The organism is Paenibacillus solisilvae, from assembly GCF_042656405.1.
In the GTDB taxonomy this organism is placed as follows: Bacteria; Bacillota; Bacilli; order Paenibacillales; family Paenibacillaceae; genus Paenibacillus_Z; species Paenibacillus_Z solisilvae.
In genome coordinates this window covers 1-19,850 of record NZ_JBHSOW010000091.1, presented here as the reverse complement: position 1 = coordinate 19,850, position 19,850 = coordinate 1, and the positions used below count along the sequence as shown (strand labels likewise).

The following is a 19,850-nucleotide window of genomic DNA, read 5'->3' as shown; positions in this document are numbered from 1 at the left end:
AATTACGGTTAAGATAGTGAAACGGCGGCTATCAGCCGCCAGTTCCTCTGTCCGTCTAAATCCGCTTCCCTTCAACCTCAGGAACGAATTATTTCGTTACAGCTGCCATCCATTACACCCCAGCTGCCGTCTGTGCATTCAACGCTTTACCAAAACTCAAGGCATGATCTGTCACCGGAGATTCATTTAAAACGCCCGGTTTTCGTTCGTCCTGCTGTGATTTCTCCATGGCTTCCTCTAAAGCGAAGATCTTCACGAACAAATCCATTGCATCATCCGCATGCTTCTCGCCCGCAAGCTCTTTAACACGGTCGATTGGGTCATGCAGCATCTGGTTAACGATACTTTTGGTCAATTTGCGTATAATCTTGAGCTCACGTTCACCAAGATCAGGCAGCTTATTCGTCAAGCTGTCCATCGTTTCCTTGTGAATATTCGCCGCTTTGTCCTGCAGGGCACGAATGATCGGAGCAACACCAAGCGTTTTATACCATTGGCGGAAAGAAGCGATCTCCTCATTGATGAATACTTCGATCTTCGCAGCTTCAGTACGGCGCTGGTCGAGATTGCTCTCCACAATGCCTTCCAGATCATCAATATCATACAAGAAGACATTCTCAACCGATGCAATCGCCGGATCCAAATCACGCGGCACCGCAATATCAATCATAAATAATGGGCGTGATTTACGTTTTTGCATCGCTACAGCCATCTGATTCCGAGTAAGAACATATCCATTTGATCCTGTAGAACTAATAACGATATCCGTTTCCGGCAGCTTCTTAATGGCGTCTGCCATCGATAACGGCGTACCATTAAACTTATCAGCCAATTGAACGGCTCGATCATAAGTACGGTTAACAACGAATACGCGTTTAACGCCATTGGCATACAAGTGCTTAGCCGTCAGCTCGCTCATCTTGCCGGCACCGATGATCATGACTGTTTTCCCGTTAAACTGTCCAAAAATCCGTTTACCTAGCTCTACCGCTGCATAGCTTACTGAAACAGCCGCTTCTCCGATTGAAGTCTCGGAATGTGCTTTCTTCGCCAATGTAACGGCTTGTTTGAAAATGGTGTTAAACATGGTTCCTGTTGTCTTTTGCTCTTGAGCGAGCAGGAAGGCATTTCGAACCTGGCCGAGAATTTGCGTTTCGCCAATAACCATAGAGTCTAAGCCGCAAGTAACACGGAACAAATGCTCGATTGCCTTCTCATCTTCGTGCATATATAAATCAGTTGTAAACTGTTGTCTCGGCAATTTGAACCATTGCTCCATAAAGCTGCGAATGTAGTGCCCGCACAAATGCGGCCGATCGACTACTGCATATAGCTCTGTACGGTTACAGGTCGCCACTATGACACATTCCATGATGCTTTTCGTTTGCTGCAATTGTTTAAGAGCGATAGGAAGATCCTTCTCAGAGAAAGCAAAACGTTCTCTGACTTCAACCGGAGCTGTCCGATAATTAAGCCCTACAACGATAATGTGCATGCGCGTTCACCTGCCCTTGTTCATTTTATCATCATTTAGTATAGCACAGTTCGACATCTCGTACCCCTGCAATTATGAAAATTATTTGAAATAAATGAGTTCTCAGAGCAATAAAAAGTGACCATGGATTTCTCCATGATCACTGGTTACATTCTTATTAAAAACTTACACAAATTCCACTTGCTTCATTTCCGGTTCAACGACTTGAAGTTCACCCATACCACGAACAAGTTTCTTTGCATGAGTCGTTGTTGGTTTCAACACGGACAACATGTAGTCGATCGCGAGCTGCGGATCCACTGTTTCTCCACACGTATAACAATCCAGAGCAGCAAAGCCTCTTTCAGGATATGTGTGAATGGAGAGATGACTTTCAGACAGAAGTACGAGCACAGTAGCGCCTTGCGGCTCGAACTGTTTGGCTTGCACTGAGAGTACGGTAGCGCCGCATGCTTCGGCAGCCTCCACCATTTGGGCTTGTAAAAATTCCGCGTTGTTGAGCAGGTCAAAATCCACACCCCAAGTATCAACAGCCACGTGTCTTCCGAAAGTTGAGTATTCCATCTTTCGGTTCCCCCTTCCTAGGAATAAAATGTTTGAAAAATTTCATCCGCTAGGACCTACGTCATTCACTGCCCGAGGGAATAACCTCTCGCAACATAACCATGTCCTGAGTGAATCCTGGTTCCTAATATTCATTTCAACGAGAATAAAAATAACATCTATTGACCAGAAATGCAATAGTTTTTTTTGGCGGCCCATAGATGAGAGTTCACCTAAAACTCCAATATTAAGCGTATGTGAGCAAACCATAAACGGTGAGTCCTGAACCTGGATTTAAATAATAAAAAAGCCGCGCGAACGCGGCTTGCTAAGATCTAGGTTAGATTAAGCTTCTAGTACAAACAATGCGCGTGTATGATTTCTTAGTCGCTCATCAATAGCGGCAATTTGCTCTTCGCTGCTGCATTGATTCCGAAGATCAAGCAGCTGGTTAATCGCTCCATGCAATACTTGAATCTCTTGCTCGATATCTGTAATTCTGAATTGCGCTTCAAGTTGTCCGATTGTATCTTTGTATTCAAAAACCACTCTAGTGTTTCCGCCTGCATGTTCAACAATTTTGTGAACGGTACCCTGTACATAAATATAGTTCATGGTATAACTCGGATAAATGCGGTTGACCACTGCGTCTCCACGAAAAACCGATACTGCCTTGCGCATCGCGTTCGTTAATTTAGGATGAATCAGCCTGCAGGACATTACACAAACATAGCGATCCTGTTGACGCTCGAAAGTTAAGCGGACTTCCTCCCGTCCTGCGTCGTCCTCAAGAACCATCTCGTGATTGCCGTTATCGAGCACCCGCACCTGCTGCTTGACATGCTGCTCTTCAAAAAACCGGACGAATCCAGACATCTCTTCAGCCGTTAATTGCAGTGAAGCATTGACATACTCCGTGGCTATCCGCTGAGCCATAAAAATCTCCTCAATTCTTTAAACTAAAACATTGGTAAACCTTCTGCTTAAGTATATTATACCCGATCATCAAGGTTTATTCCTGCTCTCTGTCTGCGATATTCTCGCATATTTCAGAAAAATCAGGGAGATTTTACGAAGAGTCCTTGCTTTTGTACATAATCCTCACTATTCGAACGGTACTTCATCGCTTTCTTCTTCTTCTTGCGCGATCGCTCGGTTGATTACAGCCCAAAGCTCCTCGCGGCCAAGCCCTGTCTCCGAAGAGAACAGAACATGCTGATCACCGGCTTTAAACCCTATTTCCTGCTTAATCACTTTGACATGCTTGTCCCATTTACTCTTTGGGATTTTATCCGCCTTCGTGGTTACGATGCATACTGGAATATCAAAATGCTTCAGCCAGTCATACATGAGAATATCATCTTTGGAAGGAGGATGACGAATATCAATAATTTGCAGAACCATCTTCAGCGGCTCCCGGTCGCTTAGGAAGGTCTCGATCATTTCACCAAACTGTGCCCGCTGCACTTTGGAGACTTTGGCGTAACCATAACCCGGAAAGTCAACCAGGTACATACGATCGTTAACCCGGTAATAGTTAAGCTGCTGTGTCTTACCGGGCTGCGAGCTTGTCCGCGCAAGACCTTTGCGTTGAATCATTTTATTAATGAGTGATGATTTTCCAACATTGGAACGCCCTGCCAGAGCGAACTCTGGCAAGGCATCATCCGGATATTGGTGAGGCTGAACTGCACTTATGACAAATTCCACTTGCGTAATCTTCACGTTGAATAACCTGCTTTCTTAATGCGTCTGAACGGGTGCCTGTGCAGGCGCCAAAGCATGCTTAAGCACTTCGTCCATATGACTGACTGGAATGAATTCCAGGTCGGCTCTAACGCTGTCTGGAATATCCCTTAGGTCACGTTCGTTTTCCTTTGGCATCAATACCGTCTTGATCCCCGCACGGTGTGCGGCAAGCGACTTTTCCTTGAGGCCCCCGATCGGCAGCACTCGGCCGCGCAGTGTGATCTCTCCGGTCATCGCAACTTCCTTGGATACGAAGCGGCCGGTAAGCGCAGAGATAAGCGCTGTGGCCATCGTAATGCCTGCAGAAGGACCATCCTTGGGAATCGCACCTTCGGGTATATGGATATGAATGTCGTTCTTCTCATGGAAATCCGGTTCAATATTCAATTCCGTAGCCTTGGAGCGCGTATAACTGAATGCCGCTTGCGCGGATTCCTTCATCACGTCGCCAAGCTTACCGGTGAGCGTTAATTTACCGCTGCCCGGAAGGACAGTCACTTCAATGACGAGCGTATCTCCGCCTACCTCTGTCCAAGCAAGACCTGTAACCGCACCGATTTGATCTTCGATTTCAGCCATGCCATAACGGAATTTAGCCGGCCCCAGCCATTCCTTGATCTTGGCAGTGTCGACCTGGATCGCACCCGTTGTAGAGTCAGAAACAATTGCTCTTGCTGCTTTACGACAGACCGCAGCCACCTGCTGCTCGAGATTCCGAACACCTGACTCCCTCGTATATTCACGAATGATCTGCTGAAGCGCTTCTTCTTCAACAACTAGCTGCCCTTCCTCAAGCCCATGCTCACGCTTCTGCTTCGGCAGCAAATACCGCTCTGCGATCTGCAGCTTCTCAAGCTCGGTGTAGCCAGGGATATAGAGCATTTCCATACGGTCAAGAAGAGGCCTTGGGATGTTGTGAACCGCATTGGCCGTCGTAATAAACATGACATTAGAAAGATCAAACGGAACCTCAATGAAATGATCGCTAAAGGTATTATTCTGCTCCGGATCCAATACCTCAAGCAATGCTGCAGATGGGTCCCCCCGGAAATCCATCGCCATCTTATCAATTTCATCCAGTAGAAATACGGGATTGAGCGATCCGGCCGTCTTCATGCCTTGAATGATACGACCCGGCATTGCGCCGACATAAGTACGGCGGTGTCCGCGTATCTCTGCTTCATCACGAACGCCGCCAAGCGATATGCGGACAAATTCCCGCTCCAACGATTTCGCGATCGAACGAGCCATCGAGGTTTTACCAACACCCGGAGGACCAACCAGACAAAGAATAGGGCCTTTCATTTTCTTAACGAGCTGCTGCACCGCCAAATATTCCAGCACCCGTTCCTTCGGCTTCTCCAGCCCGTAATGATCCTCGTTCAGGGTCGTTTCGGCTTTGGTTACACTTAAATCGTCATTTGTCTTCTTATTCCAAGGAAGCGATAGAAGCCAATCGATATAATTGCGGATGACTCCACCTTCGGCTGATGTGGACGGCATCTTCTCGAGACGGTCGATTTCCTTTTCGACCTTCTCTTTTACTTTATCCGGCAATCCGGACTCCGCCATTTGATTCCGAAGTTCTTCAACCTCTCCAGCCCGGCCTTCCTTCTCGCCGAGCTCCTTCTGAATCGCCTTCATCTGCTCGCGCAAATAATATTCCTTTTGCGTTTTCTCCATTTGCTTCTTCACGCGCTGACTGATCTTGCGTTCCAGTTCAAGTACCTCGCGCTCATTGCCCAGGATATCAAGCAGTTTCTCCAAACGCTCGCGGACATCAATAATTTCTAAGATATCCTGCTTGTCTTTGATTTTGAGCGAAAGATGGCTAGTTATCACGTCTGCCAGTCTGCCGGGCTCATCGATATCCGAAACTGCGGCCAGTGTTTCAGGTGTAACTTTTTTCGACAGGTTAATATAATGTTCAAATTGATTCAGTACCGTCCGCATAAGCGCATCGATTTCGGGATCTGTCGATTCGGATTCCGGCATCTCTTTAACGGATACTTCATAGAAATCGTTGTTCGGCACGTAATCTAGGATTTCGGCACGCACGACACCTTCCACCAGCACTCGAATGGTGCCGTTCGGCAGCTTAAGCATCTGCCGAACTCTGGCAACCGTCCCAACCCGGTAAATATCTTCCTGTGTAGGTTCTTCAATGTTTACTTCCGATTGTGAGCATAGCAAAATCATATGATCGTCAAGCATCGCGCGGTCTAAAGCGCGTACAGACTTCTCCCTGCCCACATCAAGGTGGACACCATGCTAGGGTATACAAGCAGCCCCCTGAGCGGCAGCAAGGGCAGCCGACGACCTTTCCATTTAGCAGGTCCCATATCAGCACCTCCATCTTCGAAGTTTTTTCCACCCTAACCCGTGTCGAAAAACTTCAGCTATAAGCTTGCGGCTTCCACCTATTTTATCACTCAACGGAATCCGCCTGCAAATAGGGCAGTCCTGTTGCGATAAAAACGTCAGCTGCAGGCGAAGGACCGGCAACAGGAATAGGTACATCCACGGTTTGGAAGACATGACGGAATACTTCTCCGACATGATCAACCGGTATAACTTGAAGTCCTTGCAGATCAGCAAAGATAGCTTGCCAGTTCTCTCGAGGTATTATAACCGTATCGGCACCTGATTGAAAAGCAGCTTCGACTTTCGCGAGCACACCGCCAACGGGTTTTACGTTGCCATGAATGCCAACTTCTCCGGTCATGGCAAGTTTATTATCAATTGGCTCCCCCTTAATTGCTGAAGCAATTGCGGTGGCCATGGCAATACCTGCGGATGGGCCGTCAATAGGTGTGCCACCTGGAAAATTGATATGCAGATCATAATTTTCCGGCTTCAAACCAATGCGTCTAAGGACGGTCAACACATTTTCTACGGATCCTTTTGCCATACTTTTACGTCTTAATGTCCTGCTGCTTCCTCCGCCCAGCTCCTCCTCGTCGACAACGCCTGTTATGGTATAGACGCCTTTGCCTGTACGTGCCGGAATCGCACTGACTTCGATTTCAAGCAAAGTTCCCATGTTAGGTCCGTATACGGCCAGTCCGTTCACAAAACCAACCTGAGGCATCGCAGGGACTTTCTTATCTGGACGCGGCGGAATTTGACTGCTGTTTACAACCCACTCGACATCTGCAGCCGATATCGTTTCCCGTTTCTCTGACAAGGCCAGGCCAGCAGCAAGCTGGATGACATTGACGGCCTCCCGTCCGTTAGTAGCATATCTTGTGATAACCTCAATCGCTTCGTCAGAAGAAGGCAGCCCGATCTTCTTGAGCGCATTTACGGCGATCTGTGAGATCTCACCTGGCAGCAGCGGACGGAAATAAATTTCCATACAGCGTGATCGAAGCGCAGGCGGCAGCTCCTGAGGCGAACGAGTCGTAGCACCAACCAAGCGAAAATCAGCTGGAAGCCCATTTTGGAAGATATCATGAATATACATCGGTATATTTGAATCTTCTGAGTTGTAATAAGCACTCTCCAGAAAGACCTTTCGGTCCTCCAGCACTTTTAACAATTTATTCATCTGGATCGGATGTAATTCACCGATTTCATCAATAAACAGCATTCCGCCATGCGCCTTCGTAACTGCACCCGGCTTGGGCTGCGGAATACCGGCAACCCCCATTGCCCCCGCACCTTGATAAATAGGGTCATGGACAGAGCCAATCAGCGGATCGGCAATACCGCGCTCGTCAAAACGAGCAGTCGTTGCATCGATCTCTGTGAACTTCGCATCTTGGAGAAAAGGAGAAGCCGGATTACGTTTAGCTTCCTCCAGCACAACACGGGCGGCAGCTGTCTTGCCGACACCCGGCGGGCCATAGATGATGACATGCTGCGGGTTGGCACTGCACAGAGCCGCTTTCAGCGCGCGTAAACCATCCCGCTGTCCGATAATCTCATTGATGGATTGCGGACGCGTCTTCTCTGACAACGGCTTGGTCAGTGATACGGAACGAAGCTTGCGAAGTTTGTCCATCTCTTTGCGTGATTCACGGTCAACAGCAGACCTGTTTGTTTTCTGATTGCGCAGCAGGTTCCAGAAGTACAGGCCAATTACAATCGCAAAAAACACTTGCACCAACATTAATATCAAACTTAAACTCATAGCGATTAGCACTCCTCTCAGTATAAGAAGGTAGGTCAAAAAAAACATCCGGCTTTACGGAACTCATACTTTTCAGTATTGCCCCCAGCCGGATGGAATAATCGCTATTTTGTTGTAAAGTTTGAATCGTTTCCCGAAAGACCCTGCAAATTACTTCGTATGGACGGAATGCTGTTTGCGCCCTGGAATTTCACCGGTGGCTTCAAACACACGAACAATCTCGTCTATTTCCTTCTTCAGCTCTGCAAGCATCTCAGCTTCAGGAACTTTGCGGATCATTTCTCCATAGCGAAACAGCATACCTTCTCCACGGGCGCCTGCGATACCGATATCAGCTTCACGAGCTTCACCCGGGCCATTAACCGCACAGCCAAGCACCGACACTTTAATCGGCACTTTGATTTTGCTGATGTACTCTTCAACCTCATTGGCGATCGAGAACAAATCGATATCTAGACGTCCGCAGGTCGGGCAAGAGACGAGAGTTGCCGCATTCGTAATAAGACCAAAGCATTTAAGCAGCTCACGGGCTACTTTAACCTCTTCCACCGGATCCGCACTTAAGCTGATTCGAACCGTGTTTCCGATTCCCATCGCCAGGAGGGCGCCAATGCCTGCCGAACTCTTAATCGTACCCGAATGAAGGGTGCCCGCTTCTGTAATGCCCAAGTGAAGCGGATAGCGGATTTGCTCTGCCGCCATACGATAAGCTTCAATTGCCATCGGAACATCTGATGCTTTGAGAGAAACAATGATATCGTGGAAATCTAATTCCTCTAGAATGCCAATATGAAAAAGAGCACTCTCCACCATTGCTTCGGGTGTAGGGTAGCCGTACTTCTCCAGCAGATGATTCTCGAGCGAGCCGGCATTTACACCGATACGAATCGGAATTCCACGTTCTTTGCAAGCCTTGACAACCGCTTCCACCTTCTCGCGGCGGCCGATATTACCTGGATTAATGCGAACCTTGTCCACACCATTCTCAATGGCCAATAGAGCTAAGCGGTGGTCGAAGTGAATATCCGCTACGAGCGGTATATGAATGCGTTTCTTAATTTCTTTTATTGCATCGGCAGCTTCCTTGTTGTTGACCGTTACACGGACAATTTGGCAGCCTGCCTCTTCTAAGCGCAATATCTCAGCAACAGTCGCTTCGACGTCCGCTGTCTTGGTCGTACACATGCTTTGAATAATAACTTCATCGTTCCCGCCAATGGTGAGCGGACCAACTTTAACCGGTACGGTGTCTTTGCGTGAATACATTTCTAATCTCTCCCATTAACGTCAAAGTCCACCCTTAGCGTAAGCAGCAAATTGCCCGCTCGCATAAAGGGTGGAAGTATTGGCGGTCTATATTGGATCAGGCACTTTCTTCTTTCTTCTTGCCCTTCTTCGGCGTCAATTCAGGCATAATTCTCTCCTGAACGACCTTCTCCGTAATCAGGCAAGTGCTGACATCGTCACGCGAAGGCACTTCGTACATCACATCTAACATCAAGCCTTCGATGATTGCACGCAGGCCGCGGGCACCCGTATTACGTTTGATTGCTTCTTTGGCAATAGCATCCAGAGCCGCAGCTTCAAACTCGAGCTTCACATTATCCATTTCAAGCAGCTTCTGATACTGCTTGACCAGCGCATTCTTCGGCTCAGAAAGAATCCGAACAAGTGCACTTTCATCAAGCGGCTCCAGAGTAGAGATAACCGGTAGACGGCCAACAAACTCCGGAATCAGTCCGAATTTCAGCAAATCTTCCGGAAGCACCATCGACAGGTATTCGCCTGCTTTGAGATCCTTCTGGCTGTCACCGGCTGTATTAAAGCCGATCACTTTCTTGCCGATCCGGCGCTTGATCAATTGCTCAAGTCCATCAAATGCACCGCCGCAAATGAACAAAATATTGGTGGTGTCAATTTGAATAAACTCTTGATGCGGATGCTTACGTCCACCTTGAGGAGGAACCGATGCAACCGTTCCTTCCAAGATTTTCAGCAATGCCTGCTGAACACCTTCGCCGGATACATCACGTGTAATAGACGGATTTTCCGATTTACGTGCTACTTTATCAATCTCATCGATGTAGATAATGCCGCGTTCAGCCTTCTCTACATCATAATCAGCAGCTTGAATCAGCTTAAGCAAAATATTCTCAACGTCTTCACCGACATAGCCGGCTTCTGTTAACGAAGTTGCATCTGCAATCGCAAAAGGGACGTTTAGAATCTTAGCCATCGTTTGAGCAAGCAGCGTTTTACCGGAGCCTGTCGGTCCTACTAGAAGAATATTACTCTTCTGCAGTTCAACATCTTCCAGTTTGTTTTGGGAATTGATCCGTTTGTAATGATTGTAGACCGCAACGGAAAGCGATTTTTTCGCTTGCTCTTGACCAATGACGTATTGGTCCAGAATGTTACGGATATCTCTTGGTTTCGGAATGTCTTTCAGATCGAGCTCTTCTTCATGACCGAGCTCCTCCTCAACGATTTCCGTACACAGCTCGATACATTCATCACATATATAGACGCCCGGGCCAGCAACGAGCTTTCGCACTTGATCCTGCGATTTGCCGCAGAAGGAACATTTCAGTTGTCCCTTCTCGTCGTTGAATTTAAACATGGAATCACCCCTTCAATTCATTTACTTTACAAGATGGATGATGTTACAACTTTGTCAATCAGCCCATAATTAAGAGCCTCTTCCGCGCTCATGAAGTTATCACGATCTGTATCGCGGTCTATTTTCTCGTAAGGCTGTCCCGTACGATCCACTAAAATCTGATTGAGCTTTTGTTTAGTTTGCAGAATCCAATCCGCGTGGATCTTGATATCCGATGCTTGACCTCTTACGCCGCCAAGCGGCTGATGGATCATAACTTCGCTGTTCGGAAGAGCAAACCGCTTGCCTTTGGCTCCCGCCGTAAGCAAAAGCGCTCCCATACTTGCAGCTAGACCAACGCAAATCGTCGAAACCTCTGGCTTAATGAACTGCATCGTATCGTATATCCCCATGCCAGCAGTGACAGAACCGCCAGGCGAGTTAATGTACAGACTGATGTCTTTCTCCGGATCGTCAGCAGCCAAGAAAAGCAGCTGTGCAATGACGGCATTCGCAACATCGTCGTCGATCGCACTTCCTAGAAAAATTATCCGATCCTTCAATAAACGGGAGTAAATATCGTAAGACCGTTCTCCCCGATTCGTTTGCTCAACGACCATAGGCACCAGATTCATGCGACCAACCTTCTTTCTCTCCATCGACTTTTGTTACATATTCATTTTACCATGTTCCGAAAGCAATGTCATTTTTCTGACTATTACATTATACGGCTAGCATTAATACATATGTACGGGACGCAGCCCAATTTGTTAACAGAAAGTTAACCTAAGGATAAAATAAGGCACGTATATACGTGCCTTATCGAGTCATAGAACGAATTGTCCTTACAGACAAAGCGTTTTCTTATGCAACTACTGATTCTGTTTTGCTGTTATCAAGCAGGAACTTGATGGTTTTACGGAGTACAAGATCTTCTTTGATGTTGTCAAGGTTGCCATTCGCTTCAAAGATGGAGCGAAGTTCTTCAACCGGACGGTTGTATTGCTTGGAAAGGTTCTCGAGCTCATCATTCAGATCGGAATCGTCAGCGGAGATGTTCTCTGCTTTTGCGATCGCTTCAAGCACAAGGTTGTTGCGAACGCGCATAGCTGCATCGCCGCTCATTTGGCTGCGAAGAGCCGCTTCATCTTGTCCGGAGAATTGGAAGTAAAGCTCCAGGTTCATACCTTGCTGGCGAAGACGGTTTTCGAAATCACGAAGCATGAAGTCCGTTTCTGATGTAATCATTGCATCTGGAATATCAATTTCAGCGGATTCAGACGCTTTTTCAACGACTGCTGCTTCACGAGCCGATTCATTTTCTTGTTTCTTGCGATCAGCCAGCTTGCCTGCAAGATCTGTTTTGAATTCTTCAAGCGTGTCGAATTCACTAACGTCTTTAGCAAACTCATCGTCAAGCACCGGAAGGTTCTTACGTTTGATCTCATGCAGTTTTACTTTGAAAACAGCTTGTTTACCAGCAAGATTCTCTGCATGGTAGCTCTCAGGGAAAGTAACTTCGATATCTTTGAAGTCACCTGTTTGAAGACCAACTACCTGCTCTTCAAAACCTGGGATGAACGAACCTGAACCAAGCTCCAGGGAGTGACGTTCTGATTTGCCGCCTTCAAAAGCTTCGCCGTCCACATAACCGTCAAAGTCGATTACAGTAATGTCGCCATTCTCTGCTGCGCCTTCTTCGATTACTGTCAGTTCAGCATGACGCTGCTGCAAACGCTCAAGCTCTGCTGCGATTTCTTCGTCGCTGACTGCTGCTTCAGCTGCAGGAACTTCAAGGCCTTTGTACTCGCCAAGCTGAACTTCCGGTTTAACCGTTACTTTAGCTTTGAATTTGAACGTTTGACCTTTTCCGAATTGATCCACATCGATGTCAGGACGATCTACCGGAGTGATACCTGTTTCTTTAAGAGCGTCTGAGTATGCATCAGGAAGCAAAATGTCGATTGCATCTTGATACAGGCTTTCGATACCGAAACGCGCTTCGAAAATGCCCCGCGGTACTTTACCTTTGCGGAATCCCGGTACGTTTACTTTAGCAACGACTTTCTTAAATGCTTTGTCAATTGCTTCGTTTACTTTCTCTTCTGCTACTTCTACTTCGATGGAGACAAGGTTCTTGTCTATTTTTTCCCAAGTTGCTGTCATGTTATGCTTTCCCCTCCAAATTAAATAACGCATCTGCGTCAGGTTTTACCCGTAATAAACCATTCTATTATAATCAACATCCGTACGAATATCAAGGCTCGGCCCCATCACTATTTTCCTTGAGTAAGGCGACCTGCCGCAGAGAACGGCAAGCTTGTTCATATCGAAATCTTAGCGTATCCGTAATTCCATATGTATCCCGTACATCGTCATCGTTAACTCTGCCATATAACGACAACTCCAGCACTTGATGAAGGGCGGCTGCAAAGCAATCAACCGTATCGTCATCATCGCTTAGCAATCGATTATAAGCTAATGTCCCGTATAGGCACTGCAGACAATCTTTCCATAATTCCTTCGCAAAATGCGGCATCGATGAATCAATAACCTCTGTAACCAATTCTACCCTTTCTACGACTCTTGAAACCACCTGTGGAAATTCTTCCATCGATAATGGGGTTTGCTCGATATCAATTTCCACAGCCTCACCGAGCCGTTCCAGTTGAATCTCGCCGGAAACGCCTCGTTTCTTAAGGCATTGAAGCGCTTTGAATTGCAGGGCCGGATGAAGCTCGTTGTCAGAGAGCCATTTGATTAGCGTTTCATCGACTGCGGGATGCTCAAGGTGAGCCGCTCGTTCAAGCGCAAGAATCTGCTGGTCCGCTACAGGATGATGCTGAATGATATAAAGCACTTGTTGAACGTAAGATTCATCATATTGACCAGGAATAAGCGCTTCCTTGCGAAATGAGGCTTCCAGGTCGTCGTCACCTTCGTCTAAGTTTCCACTGGTTTCGCTTGATTCATAGGATGGAAACGCAACATCAAGCCATGTTAATAAATTTTCCCACTCTGCATAATGATGTTTTTCTTCCCCTTGGCACTGAAGCAAAAAACGAAGCAGCTCCTTAGCTTCTCCATACTGCTCAGCTTCGAGCATCCGTGTAAGCTGATTCTGATATTGGTCCAGCATCTTAGGGAACAGGTACACATTATCTTTATTATCGTCCTGCGGAGGGTTAGTTGTTGTAATAAAATCACCGCCTTGTCTGTCGAACCAAATCGAGCTGCATTTAAGCTGTTTTGTATGATTCGAGTTCGATTATAACACTACCCGTTGTTGATTTCCATTTATGCCTATGCTATCATTATTTCACTTAACTATTACATGCGGGTGTAGTTCAATGGTAGAACGCCAGCTTCCCAAGCTTGAGGCGAGGGTTCGATTCCCTTCACCCGCTTCGTTATGAATTGCTTCTTCGGAAGGGATGAGAACCCTGAGCGGTTCGACCGTCCGTGCACGCTTCCTTGGATCTTCTACATAGGACGAGCGTCTAAATCCACCTCTAAAATCGTTCCCAAACGGGCTGCAGCACAAAAGGACTGCCAGTCATCTCCAAAGAGATGTCGGCAGTCCTTTTTGAGCTTGCAGATCAACGTATGCTGGCTGTCAAATTAAATCCAACACATAAGCTTCCAGCTTGTCCAGCTGCTTCTTCAGACCTGCTGCTTTCATACTTTTCAGGAAAGACAGCATCCCTTTAATTACTACTGGCTGCGGTTCCGCTTTTTCAAACTCTGTCTCGATTACTTGCAGTGCCGATATTATCTCTTCAATGGTGTTGGCGGGAAGGGCTGCCTTGCTGACTGTTGCATGAATAGATTCAATTAGGGCTGCAACACCCGATTTGCCGCCACTAAGCTCATCATCCGCAGAAGCGCTCCACTGCTCCAAGATTTCAGTCCCCAATATAATGTCGGAGCTCTTACTGATCATGCCGCACATCAGCTCATCTAGGCGGTTCATTACAAAGCCGGCAAGCCGTTCAAGATCAAACTGCTTATTCTCCAAAATAACAAATCCTAAATAGCCATCAATAAAGGCGTGAAACATTACAGCAGCATCACAGGCGTAAGGCTCTGCCTCTGGACCGTACAGCTCGCAAATAATAGACCGGCTGGCTAGCAATCCAATCCGTCTCACTTTGACAATCAGCTCATGAATTTCTTCATTCAAGTCAAAGCGTTCCTGCATCAATATCGTGATAAACCCTTTGTTTTTCTCATACTGCTCATAGCTCAGGGTGACAAGCTTCAGCAGCTTCTCCTCCGGAGTCAGCGATGACTCTGCGATCGCTTGAGCCTGCTTGACAATCGCCTCCATGTAGTACTTGCAGATCGATCGGAGCAAATCTTCCTTCGATTTAAAGTAGAAATACATCGAGCCTTTCGCGATGCCGAGAGAGTCCGCAATATCCTGAATGGACGTCCCCCGGTAACCTTTTTCAGAGAAGCAAATAATTGCCGCTTCGATAATTTGGCGTTTTTTTGTCTGCACAGTATGTCTCCGCCTTCCCTTATTCTTCGCCTGCGGACTTTCTACGGAATTTGGCAAGGAACTCGTATACGATTGGAACGATCAGCAAAGTAAGCACTGTTGAGCTCGCCAAACCGCCGATAACCGTGACTCCTAGACCTTTTGAAATAAGTCCGCCGCTTTCTCCCTCAAAGCCTAGAACGAGCGGCAGCAAGGCACCTATTGTTGCAAGGGCCGTCATGAGAATTGGGCGAAGTCTCGTGCCTGCTGCCTCGATAAGCGCCTCGCGTGTTGAAAGCCCGGCTTTCTCCATGTGAAGGACACGGTCAAGAAGCACAATCGCATTAGTGACAACGATACCGATCAGCATCAGAGCTCCCATCATCGCTGCTGCACTAATGGTTTCACCGGCAATATAAAGTCCGAGCAGCGCGCCGATAATGGTGAACGGCAGCGAGAACAGAATCGCGAACGGTGTGAGTGCTCCGCCAAAGGTGATGACGAGCAGCAGGTATACGATCGCGATCGCGGCTGCCATTGCAAGTCCCAGCTGCGTGAAGGTCTCGTTAATCTGCTCCGTTACACCGCCGTAATCCAAGCTTACAGAAGCCGGCAGATCAAGTTTATCGGTTTCTTTCTTCAAATCCGTTGAAGCTTTGTTGACGTCTTTAGCGACAATATTCGCCGATACCTCGACATACAGCTTGCCATCCTTACGCGTAACTGTATTTGCGGATGTACCTTTTTCAACTTTAACGACGTCTTTTATAGGTACGGAAATGCCGAGGGGTGAAGTAATCGTTTCATTCTCGATGTCTGAAATCGTGCTGTACTGCTGGGTATCTACCTGTACATAAACATTGTATGCTTGACCATCTACGGATACCTTCGTCAGTACCGGACGGCTGCGAACCGGGCTGAGCTTCATGGCGATTTGCCCTGCTGTCAATCCATATTGACTGAGTTTCTCCTGATTTGCAACCAATGTGTACTGCTCATATTGTTTGGAAAGCGAGGTATCCACTTTCTCGAAATCTTTGTTTTTCTCAATCAAGGCTTGAATTTGTGCGACAACTGGCTTAATTTCATCAAAGGAATCTCCATAAACGGAGAGGCTCAGCTTGCTTCCCCCCAGTCCGCCGCCGCCAAAGTCGAGTTGTCCCCATTTACCATTCGGCTCGACGGTTTTCAAAGCTTCAACCAGCTTGTCTTTTTCATCATTAAAATCTTCCGTGTCGGATTCATATTGTACATAGAACAGCGCTGATTTGTTAGGGCCTGTGCTAAAAGCACTTTGTCCCCCCACGGAATACTGCAGGTTCGTAACATGAGCGCGGTCCAGAATCAGCTTCTCTGCTTCAAGCGATGTCTTTGCAACATCCTCCAGAAGCTGTCCGGGAGCTGGCGCATAGGTTACCATGACATACTTTTCCGGTTCATCCGGAAGGAAGCTGACGCCTACCTTTGGTACAAGGGCAAAGCTAGCCACAAGCACCACGATAGCTGCAATAAAAGTAATTAATTTATGATTTAACGTCCACTTCAATATTTTTCGGTAGCGTATTGCGATTGCCCCAGGCTTCTCTTCATGCTTTTGGCTTTCCTTCAATCCTTTGCGGAACATAAGATGAGTCATCATCGGCACGACCGTAATCGCGACAAGAAGCGATGCAAGCAGTGCAAATACCATCGTCAATGCAAAAGGCATGAAAATCTGGCCGATCGGTCCGCTGACCGTGCCAAGAGGCAGGAAAACAGCAATCGTTACGAGTGTCGAGGATAAAATCGGGATAAACATCTCACGCGTAGCATCGATCACAAGCGCTTTGCCTCTTAGCTTCTCAGACCGGAGCGACATCCGTCTATAGTTGTTCTCGATAACAACAATCGAGTCGTCGACGACCCGCCCGATCGCAACCGTCATGGCGCCAAGTGTCATAATGTTAAGAGTGATATCCATCTGCTTCAAAACAAGAAGCGCAATAACGAGCGACAACGGAATCGAGATAATCGAAATAATCGTTGTCCGGAAATTACGGAGGAACAATAAAATAACGATGACGGCAAATAACGCGCCAAAGAGAGCTTTATCAATCATCGTACTGACCGATTTCTCGATTGGTTTTCCTTGGTCCAGAAGGACAAGCATCTTAACACCAGGATGATCCTTCTCAATTTGATCCGCTTGCTCTTTCACTGCATTGACAACATCGACTGTATTGGCATCCGATGCTTTAGTTACATTGATACCGATTGACGGCTTGCCATTCGTCCGTGAAATGGATTCCGCGATAGATTCAAGTTTAATATCTGCAAGCTCGGAAAGCTTTACAGTAGGAATGCTGATCGCTGCTCCAGCCTTTCCCTGCGGCGCTGCTGCAGCGCCTGCTTGAGGAGTTGCTGCAGCGCCTGCTTGAGGAGCCGCGCCTTGACCTTGGCCTCCATTTGATCCTGGCGCGCCTGCACCGCCTGCTCCTGCGCCGCCCGCAGAAGGAATGACGGGTATGGCTAGATTTTGGAGCTTGTCCAGCGTGTTAACATTACCGTCCACAACGATGGTTTTCTCGGATTTATCAATTTCGAAGATGCCCATAGGCGCTTTAATCGCACTTGCCTGAACGATCGCTTTGACCGTATCTTCTGACAATCCAAGCTGCTGCATTCTATCCTTCTTGAAGGTCAATTGAACTTCTTTCATCTGTTGACCGGAAATCGTAACGGTACCAATGCCGTTAATTCCTTCAAGCGAAGGCTTGATTTCCTCTTCAACCAGCTTCGTTACTTCCTCCGGTGTTTGTTTATCGGATGTGATGCTCAGTGAAAGCACCGGAAAGTCATTTAAGCTGATCTTGGATACTTTAGTTTCCTGCGCGCCTTCAGGGGCGGTGAAATCACTCGTTGCATCCTTTAGCTCGCTCTCGGCTTCTTTCATATCTTTGCCATAATCATATTCGACAACAATAGAAGAAACATTCTCCATGGAAGTTGACGTGAAAGCAGTAACGCCGTTCAAGTTCTTAATTCGTGTCTCCAGCGGAATCGTAAGATTCTCAGCGACTTCCTCCGGCGCTGCCCCCGGAAATACGGTGTTGACGGTTAGTACGGGTACCGTAATATTCGGGATCGTCTCCTGCTTCATGTTAAGACCGGCATAAAGACCGCCTACTGTAACAATAATGGTCATGATCCAAATTGCAAACTTGTTGCTAATCGAGAAACCAATAATGCTCTTCATTCTTCCACTCCCTGTCCATTTTTCTTTTTTCATGACCCATTTGACCAATTGTTCAACAATAATTTCATCATATTTGAACAAGATTCAATAGTCAACGAATGAAGAATCAAGTCACAAAAAGAACATATTATTTAGGGCTTGCACAATCCCGAAAACGCATGCTATAATATGCCTTACGTGTCCCAGTAGCTCAGCTGGATAGAGCAACGCCCTTCTAAGGCGTGGGTCGGGGGTTCGAATCCCTCCTGGGACGCCATAACTTTAATTATCCAGCATTTCAAGCCGATTTAGCCTCCTAACTTTTGTTAGGGGGCTTTTTTATTCCCAGCTTTCATTAATAAAGAAGCTAACATGTTCTGCTGCTTGCAACGGCAGTTCGCGTAAACCGATTAATCCTCTTCGTTAGGGGTAATAGGTTATAGCACAGGTGTAAAATAGCCCCGTATTAGGCACACTATACCTCTGAAAGGAGTGCATAACTTATGAATCAACAACAAACACAACCAGCTAGCCAAGCTGCCCCGCCGGAGAGACCTAAATCATTTCCGCCGCAGCATCAAGACCGCAGGCCGGGTTTGCAGGCCGATATGAATCCCCAGCCTCAGTCAGATTCTCCTGTGTATCTTCCTGCTGCCAAGCTTGCAGGGAAAGTCGCCATTATTTCAGGAGGAGACAGCGGAATAGGCCGTGCCGCCGCCATTATATATGCCAAAGAAGGCGCGGATGTCGCCATCCTCTATCTGAACGAGGAAGAAGATGCCCAAGAAACGAAACGGCTCGTTGAAGAAAAAGGACGCCGCTGTATTGCCATCGCCGGAGATATCGGCGACCCCGCATTCTGTAAGCAGGCGGTGGACAATACCATCAAGCAGCTCGGCCGGCTCGATATTGTTGTGAATAATGCGGCGGAGCAGCATCCGCAGGATAAAATTGAGCAAATCACGCCTGAGCAGCTGGAGCGAACCTTCAAGACGAATATCTTCGGCATGTTCTATTTGACTCAAGCGGCAATGCCGCATCTGAGCAAAGGCGCGGCTATTATCAATACAGCATCGGTAACGGCTTACCGCGGAAGCCCGAATCTGCTTGATTATTCATCGACCAAAGGAGCGATCGTCGCTTTTACAAGATCCTTATCGATGAATCTTGCAGCGCAAGGCATCCGCGTCAATGCTATTGCTCCGGGTCCGGTATGGACGCCGCTTATTCCTTCCACCTTCGATGCTCAGCAGGTAGCCAAGTTCGGCTCAGATGTGCCGCTTCAGCGCTGCGGACAGCCGGATGAAATGGCGCCCGCTTACGTTTACTTAGCTTGTGAGGATTCCTCTTACATGAATGGACAAGTCCTGCATATTAATGGCGGCGAGGTTGTTAACGGATAATCCTGCAGCTGCTTAATAAAACCGAAAAAACCGGTGAACTCCGCTTCATTGATATTATCCCCTTCAAGTAGACACTCAGAAAAAAACCTTATGGTACCATAAGGAATGAGTGAACTTGGAGGGGATTTATTTATGGCTAAAAAAGGACAAACATTCAATCAATATACGGAAGAATTTAAGATAGTAGCAGTAAGGGAATACATGGAGGGATCAGCCAGTTACAAAAGGG

13 protein-coding genes, 2 tRNA genes and 1 pseudogene are annotated in these 19,850 nt (G+C 47.2%); 3 read left to right on the top strand and 13 right to left on the bottom strand.

The genetic code is table 11. The features are described from left to right. Positions 1-112 precede the first annotated feature (112 nt). The 11 genes and pseudogenes from hemA to ACFPYJ_RS23685 form a co-directional block, all read right to left on the bottom strand. The gene (hemA, locus tag ACFPYJ_RS23735; RefSeq protein ID WP_379190706.1) at positions 113-1,495 is read right to left on the bottom strand and encodes a glutamyl-tRNA reductase; all 1,383 of its coding nucleotides are present in this window, start codon (positions 1,493-1,495) and stop codon (positions 113-115) included. 165 nt (positions 1,496-1,660) lie between these two features. After that, positions 1,661-2,059, bottom strand: a complete 399-nt coding sequence (gene speD, locus ACFPYJ_RS23730) for an adenosylmethionine decarboxylase (protein ID WP_379190705.1) — start codon at positions 2,057-2,059, stop codon at positions 1,661-1,663. Between the two features lie 324 nt (positions 2,060-2,383). Next, positions 2,384-2,974 (bottom strand): non-ribosomal peptide synthetase module, encoded by a 591-nt coding sequence (locus ACFPYJ_RS23725; protein ID WP_379190704.1) that lies wholly within the window; start codon positions 2,972-2,974, stop codon positions 2,384-2,386. A gap of 168 nt (positions 2,975-3,142) precedes the next feature. Beyond that, the gene (gene yihA, locus ACFPYJ_RS23720; protein WP_379190703.1) at positions 3,143-3,763 is read right to left on the bottom strand and encodes a ribosome biogenesis GTP-binding protein YihA/YsxC; all 621 of its coding nucleotides are present in this window, start codon (positions 3,761-3,763) and stop codon (positions 3,143-3,145) included. 18 nt (positions 3,764-3,781) lie between these two features. Then, positions 3,782-6,129, bottom strand: a pseudogene (gene lon / locus ACFPYJ_RS23715) (endopeptidase La). Between the two features lie 86 nt (positions 6,130-6,215). Next, positions 6,216-7,922, bottom strand: coding sequence for an ATP-dependent protease LonB (gene lonB, locus ACFPYJ_RS23710; protein WP_379190702.1), 1,707 nt, complete (start codon positions 7,920-7,922; stop codon positions 6,216-6,218). A 150-nt stretch (positions 7,923-8,072) separates the two neighbouring features. Next, positions 8,073-9,188: a flavodoxin-dependent (E)-4-hydroxy-3-methylbut-2-enyl-diphosphate synthase gene (gene ispG / locus ACFPYJ_RS23705; RefSeq protein WP_379190701.1), complete on the bottom strand. Its 1,116-nt coding sequence runs from the start codon at positions 9,186-9,188 to the stop codon at positions 8,073-8,075. Positions 9,189-9,285: 97 nt separating this feature from the next. Then, entirely contained in the window at positions 9,286-10,542 is a 1,257-nt protein-coding gene (gene clpX, locus ACFPYJ_RS23700; protein WP_379190700.1) for an ATP-dependent protease ATP-binding subunit ClpX, read from the bottom strand. A 26-nt stretch (positions 10,543-10,568) separates the two neighbouring features. After that, a complete protein-coding gene (gene clpP, locus ACFPYJ_RS23695; protein ID WP_379190699.1) occupies positions 10,569-11,156 on the bottom strand; it encodes an ATP-dependent Clp endopeptidase proteolytic subunit ClpP in 588 nt (195 codons plus the stop codon). Between the two features lie 229 nt (positions 11,157-11,385). Beyond that, positions 11,386-12,687 carry a trigger factor gene (tig, locus tag ACFPYJ_RS23690; protein ID WP_379190698.1) on the bottom strand — a complete coding sequence of 434 codons (1,302 nt, stop codon included), beginning with the start codon at positions 12,685-12,687 and terminating at the stop codon, positions 11,386-11,388. A 91-nt stretch (positions 12,688-12,778) separates the two neighbouring features. Further along, positions 12,779-13,660 (bottom strand): hypothetical protein, encoded by an 882-nt coding sequence (locus ACFPYJ_RS23685; RefSeq protein WP_379190697.1) that lies wholly within the window; start codon positions 13,658-13,660, stop codon positions 12,779-12,781. Between the two features lie 197 nt (positions 13,661-13,857). Here ACFPYJ_RS23685 and ACFPYJ_RS23680 point away from each other — a divergent pair. Then, positions 13,858-13,928: transfer RNA gene (locus ACFPYJ_RS23680), tRNA-Gly, on the top strand. A 209-nt stretch (positions 13,929-14,137) separates the two neighbouring features. On the opposite strand, the gene ACFPYJ_RS23675 is transcribed toward ACFPYJ_RS23680, so the two are convergent. Further along, positions 14,138-15,025, bottom strand: a complete 888-nt coding sequence (locus ACFPYJ_RS23675; protein WP_379190696.1) for a TetR/AcrR family transcriptional regulator — start codon at positions 15,023-15,025, stop codon at positions 14,138-14,140. 19 nt (positions 15,026-15,044) lie between these two features. Then, complete coding sequence (locus ACFPYJ_RS23670; RefSeq protein WP_379190695.1) at positions 15,045-18,239, bottom strand: efflux RND transporter permease subunit; 3,195 nt, start codon at positions 18,237-18,239, stop codon at positions 15,045-15,047. Positions 18,240-18,418: 179 nt separating this feature from the next. On the opposite strand from ACFPYJ_RS23670, the gene ACFPYJ_RS23665 reads away from it, so the two are divergent. Both ACFPYJ_RS23665 and ACFPYJ_RS23660 read left to right on the top strand, forming a co-directional pair. After that, a tRNA-Arg gene (locus ACFPYJ_RS23665) sits at positions 18,419-18,495 on the top strand. Between the two features lie 226 nt (positions 18,496-18,721). Next, complete coding sequence (locus tag ACFPYJ_RS23660; RefSeq protein ID WP_379190694.1) at positions 18,722-19,621, top strand: SDR family oxidoreductase; 900 nt, start codon at positions 18,722-18,724, stop codon at positions 19,619-19,621. The last annotated feature ends 229 nt before the right edge of the window (positions 19,622-19,850 follow it).